At 68.4% G+C, this 4,576-nt stretch carries 7 protein-coding genes; all 7 read right to left on the reverse strand.

What is annotated here, in order from left to right:
- The coding region (gene ccmI, locus VNJ47_13000) for a c-type cytochrome biogenesis protein CcmI (protein HXG29751.1) at positions 1–799 on the reverse strand (799 nt) is incomplete at its 3' end.
- Positions 799–1,230 (reverse strand): cytochrome c-type biogenesis protein, encoded by a 432-nt coding sequence (locus VNJ47_13005; protein ID HXG29752.1) that lies wholly within the window; start codon positions 1,228–1,230, stop codon positions 799–801. The genes VNJ47_13005 and ccmI, both read right to left, overlap by 1 nt.
- Positions 1,230–1,766 (reverse strand): DsbE family thiol:disulfide interchange protein, encoded by a 537-nt coding sequence (locus VNJ47_13010; GenBank protein ID HXG29753.1) that lies wholly within the window; start codon positions 1,764–1,766, stop codon positions 1,230–1,232. The genes VNJ47_13005 and VNJ47_13010 overlap by 1 nt, the downstream gene beginning before the upstream one ends.
- Position 1,767: 1 nt before the next feature.
- Positions 1,768–3,732, reverse strand: a complete 1,965-nt coding sequence (locus VNJ47_13015; protein HXG29754.1) for a heme lyase CcmF/NrfE family subunit — start codon at positions 3,730–3,732, stop codon at positions 1,768–1,770.
- Positions 3,729–4,190 (reverse strand): cytochrome c maturation protein CcmE, encoded by a 462-nt coding sequence (ccmE, locus tag VNJ47_13020; protein HXG29755.1) that lies wholly within the window; start codon positions 4,188–4,190, stop codon positions 3,729–3,731. The genes VNJ47_13015 and ccmE overlap by 4 nt, the downstream gene beginning before the upstream one ends.
- Positions 4,187–4,357 (reverse strand): heme exporter protein CcmD, encoded by a 171-nt coding sequence (gene ccmD / locus VNJ47_13025; GenBank protein HXG29756.1) that lies wholly within the window; start codon positions 4,355–4,357, stop codon positions 4,187–4,189. Before ccmD ends, ccmE begins: the two co-directional genes overlap by 4 nt.
- Positions 4,354–4,576 (reverse strand): heme ABC transporter permease (locus VNJ47_13030; protein HXG29757.1); only part of this gene is annotated, 223 nt, incomplete at its 5' end. The genes ccmD and VNJ47_13030, both read right to left, overlap by 4 nt.

Genomic DNA, 4,576 nt, shown 5'->3' on the forward strand with positions numbered 1-4,576 from the left:
CCGCCTGCACGATCTGGGCTTCCAGCAGGCGACGAATCTCGGCCGGCAGCTCCTGCGCCGCGAGCGTATTCCAGTACTGCAGCGCGGCGCGGTCGTCTCCGCGCTGGCGCGCGGCCAGCCCCGCATACCACAGCGCGCGGCCATACTGCGGATCCTGCCGCAGGGCCTGCTCGATCAGGTTCAGCGGCCGACCCTGCAGATTGCCACCGTCTCGCAGGGCGACGGCCTCGGCCTCGGCGACCAGGGTCTCGGCAGTCGGTGCCAGCGCATTGAGCCGCGCATACGCCGCCGCGGCCTGTCCGTAGTCGCGCAGGTCCGCACGGGTACGCGCCAGCAGCCGCCAGCCGGCTGCATCTTCAGGCTGTTCCTCCAGATGACGCTCCAGGCGCTGCAGCAGCAGCGGCACGGCCTGGGGGCCGTCGCCGACCAGCGCCAGCTGCCAGTCACTGGTATGCAGGTACAGCCCGAGTGCCAGCGCCGGCAGCGCGGTCGCCAGCACCAGAGCGAGGGCGCGACGCCGGCCGGGCCCGTCGGCCGCAAGCGGCCCGCTGGATGCGGAACCGACGTCCGCCAGCAGGCGGGCGTCGAGCTCGGCACGTGCGGCCGTCGCTTCCTCGATGCTGGTCTCGCCGGCGGCCAGCGCATGCTCGAGTTCCTGCAGGCGCTCGCGGTACAGGGCGATGTTGAGCTCACGCCGGCTGATTTCGGCGGCGCCGCGGCCGCGCCACAAGGGCAGCAGCAGGAAAGCCAGCGCAGCCAGCGTCATGCCCGCGAGCAGGCCCCAGAACAGAACCGGCATCACGACTCGCGATCCTCGAGTATGCGGCGCAGGGCCTCGTCATCGACCGCCGGTGGTGGCGCTACGCGACGGTGGCGCAGCACCAGCGCGGCAATCAGCAGGGCCAGCGCCAGCAGCAGGAAGGGCCCGCCCCACAAAAGCCATGTGCTGCGCTTGAGCGGCGGCCGGTAGAGCACGAAGTCACCGTAGCGCTCGGTCAGGTACTGCAGGATTTCGGCATCGCTCCTGCCCTGCCGCATGAGCGTCTGCACCTGGTTGCGCAGATCCTGCGCCAGTGGCGCGTTGGATTCGGCGATGGTCTGGTTCTGGCACACGAGGCAGCGCAGCTGGCCGATCAGCCGCTGATAGCGGGCCTCCTCGTGCGGTGTAAAGCCCGACATGTCCGCCCAGGCCGGAAACGCCAGCAGCAGACCGATCAGGAACGCGCGCATCAGCCGGGCTCCTGCTGTAGCTGACGGACCAGCGGCAGCAAGGTCTGCTCGAGGTCCTGATGCGTGATCGCACCGATGTGCTTGTGACGGATGCGTCCCTGCTTATCCAGGACGAAGGTTTCCGGCACGCCATACACGCCCCAGTCGAGGCCCGCACGCCCTTCCGCATCGAAGACGCTGTCCCGATAGGGATTGCCGAAACGCGCCAGCCAGGCCAGCGCTTCGTCCCACTGATCCTTGTAATTGAGCCCGTAAATGGGTACTTCGGCCTGCCGGGCCAGCTCCAGCAGCAGCGGGTGCTCGTCGCGACAGCTGGCACACCAGCTGGCCCAGACGTTCACCAGGCAGACCTCGCCGTGCCAGTCGATCGCGGAAACGGTCTGCTGCGGATCCGACAGGCGCGGCAGCGTGAAGGCCGGCGCCGGCTTGCCGATCAAGGGCGAAGGCACGCGGCGCGGGTCGAGCGTCAGGCCGACCGCCAGCAGCGCGAACAGCAGCGCTACGATCAGCAAGGGCAGCAGATAACGCCAGCGCATGTCAGCCTCCGGTGGCCAATGCCGGGGCTGTGCCGGCACGGGACTCGCGCAGCCGTACACGCAGGCGGTAGCGGCGATCGCTGACCGCGAGCACGCCGCCCAGCACCATCAACAGCCCGCCCAGCCAGATGCAGCGCACATAGGGCTTGTAGTACAGGCGCAGGCTCCAGGCCTCGCCGTCGAGGGGTTCGCCCAGCGCCACGTAGAGGTCGCGGTGCAGGCGCGCATGCACGCCGGCATCGGTCATCACGCTGCCCTGCGCGCGGTACAGGCGCTTTTCCGCGCGCACGGTGGCGATGCTCTGCCCATCCCGCATCAGGCTGACCAGACCGACCTGGGCGTCGTAGTTGGGGCCGGTCTCCTCGCGTACGCCATCGAAGCGGTACTCGAAGCGGCCGATGGAGGCGCTCTCACCCGGCTGCAGGCGCACGTCGCGCTCGACGCTGTAGGCCGAGGTCAGAGTCACGCCCAGCACGAACACACCGAGGCCGAAATGGGCCAGGTTCATGCCCCATACGCCGGCCGGCACGCGGCCCGCGCTGCTGCGCGCCCAGCGCAGGACGTCCGCCACCGCGGTGAGCATGGCCCAGAACGCGAGCACCAGCGCCGCGCAGACCATGACGCTGCCGCTGCGTATCGCCAGCCACGGGAAAACCGAACCCAGCAGGAGCGCCAGCGGCGCCGCGTATGCCACGCGGCGCAGCAAGGGCCAGATGCGGTTCTGCTTCCAGCGCATGGCCGCGGCGAATCCGACCAGCAGCACCAGCGGCAGCGTCAAGGGCACGAATACGGTGTTGAAATACGGCGGGCCGACCGAGATCTTGCCGAGCTTGAGCGCATCGATCACCAGGGGATAAAGCGTGCCCATGAACACCGCCGCCGCGGCGACGACCAGGAACACGTTGTTCAGCAGCAGCAGGCCTTCGCGCGACAGCAACCGCACCTCGGCGCCGGCGCTGAACTGCGGCGCACGCCAGGCATACAGCAGCAGCGAGCTGCCGATGACGATGCCCATGAAGATGAGGATGAAGACGCCGCGTGCCGGATCGGTCGCAAACGCATGCACCGAGACCAGCACGCCGGAGCGCACCAGGAAGGTGCCGAGCAGCGACAGCGAGAACACGGTGATCGCCAGCAGCACGGTCCAGCTCTTGAACACGCCACGCTTTTCGGTCACCGCGAGCGAATGGATCAGCGCCGTGCCGACCAGCCAGGGCATGAAGGAGGCATTCTCGACCGGATCCCAGAACCACCAGCCGCCCCAGCCCAGCTCGCGATAGGCCCACCAGCTGCCCAGCGTGATGCCGAAGGTCAGGAACAGCCAGGCGCTGGTTGTCCAGGGGCGGGTCCAGCGCGTCCAGGCGGTGTCCAGCTTGCCGCTGACCAGGGCGGCGATGGCAAAGGCGAAGGCCACCGAGAAGCCGACGTAGCCCATGTACAGCATCGGCGGATGGATGATGAGGCCGGGATCCTGCAGCAGCGGGTTGAGGTCGCGTCCCTCCTGCGCCGCCGGGAACAGCCGCTCGTAGGGGTTCGAGGTCAGCAGCATGAACAGCAAAAAGCCGACGCTGATGGCGCCCATGACCGCCAGCACGGTGGCGCGCACGTCCGTCGGCAGGCTGCGACTGAACACTGCCACCGCCAGCGTCCAGGTGGCCAGCATCAGCACCCACAGCAGCAGCGAGCCCTCGTGCGCGCCCCAGACGGCGGCGATGCGGTACATCAGGGGCAGCTGGGTGTTCGAGTTCTGCGCCACGTAGGCAACGCTGAAGTCGTTGACCACGAAGGCATGGGTCAGCACCGCAAAGGCCAGCAGAATGAAGACGAACTGCCCGACCGCCGCGGGCTGGGCCAGCGCCAGCCACTGCGGCTCGCGGCGCAGCAGGCCGGCGAATGGCACCAGCGCCTGAACCAGCGCCAGACACAGGGCCAGCACCAGCGCGTAATGACCGAGTTCAGGGATCACGGCGACTTCCGCATGCGTACCGGCATGCAGGGCTGGCCGGGGCTTTTGTTGAGGCTCGCCACGACCTCCGGCGGCATGTAGTTCTCGTCGTGCTTGGCCAGCACCTCGTCGGCCTGGAATACGCCCTGCCCGTCCAATCGGCCGTGCACGACGATGCCCTGCCCCTCACGGAACAGGTCGGGCAGGATGCCGGTGTATTCCACCGCCAAGCGGTTGGCACAGTCAGCGACCACGAAACGTACGCGCAGGCTGCCGGCTTCGCGCTGGACGCTGCCGGCCTCGACCAGGCCGCCGACGCGGAAGCGCGCGCCTGGCGGTACCTCACCGGCGGCCACCTGGGTGGGGTCGTAGAAATACAGCAGGTTCTCCTCGAAGGCGCTGAGCATCAGCGCCGTCGCCCCGGCCAGTCCCGCTGCCAGCACGGCCAGCAGCAGCATGCGTTTCTGCCGCCGGGTCATGGCGCCGCCTTCCGGGCGCGGATCTCGTCGCGGATCTCGCGCCGCAGCCGGCGATCACGCAGCAGCGGTGCAATCACATTCCACAGCAACACGACGAAGGTCAGGCCGTAGCTCGCGAGGATATAAGGGCCATGGCCGGCGGGATCGAGTAATTCGGCAAGGTTCATTGCAGCACATCCTCCACCCAGCGGCTGCCCCGCTCGCGATCCAGCAGCTCCGAGCGCATGCGCAGCAGCACCAAGGTGAAGTACAGCAGGTTGAAGGCCAGCGCCATCAATAATAACGGCCACAGCATGTCAGGGTGAACCGTGGGCCTGGTCGGGTTGGCCAGGATCGGCCCCTGGTGCAGCGTGTACCACCACTCGACCGAGTAGTGGATGATCGGG

This window comes from Nevskiales bacterium (assembly GCA_035574475.1).
Lineage (GTDB): Bacteria > Pseudomonadota > Gammaproteobacteria > Nevskiales > DATLYR01 > DATLYR01.

What these genes read in the sequence shown, in the direction of transcription:
- VNJ47_13005 (HXG29752.1), bottom strand. Translation starts at nt 1,230, where the DNA reads ATGCGCGCGTTCCTGATCGGTCTGCTGCTGGCGTTTCCGGCCTGGGCG.
- VNJ47_13010 (HXG29753.1), bottom strand. Translation starts at nt 1,766, where the DNA reads ATGCGCTGGCGTTATCTGCTGCCCTTGCTGATCGTAGCGCTGCTGTTC.
- ccmE (HXG29755.1), bottom strand. Translation starts at nt 4,190, where the DNA reads ATGACCCGGCGGCAGAAACGCATGCTGCTGCTGGCCGTGCTGGCAGCG.
- ccmD (HXG29756.1), bottom strand. Translation starts at nt 4,357, where the DNA reads ATGAACCTTGCCGAATTACTCGATCCCGCCGGCCATGGCCCTTATATC.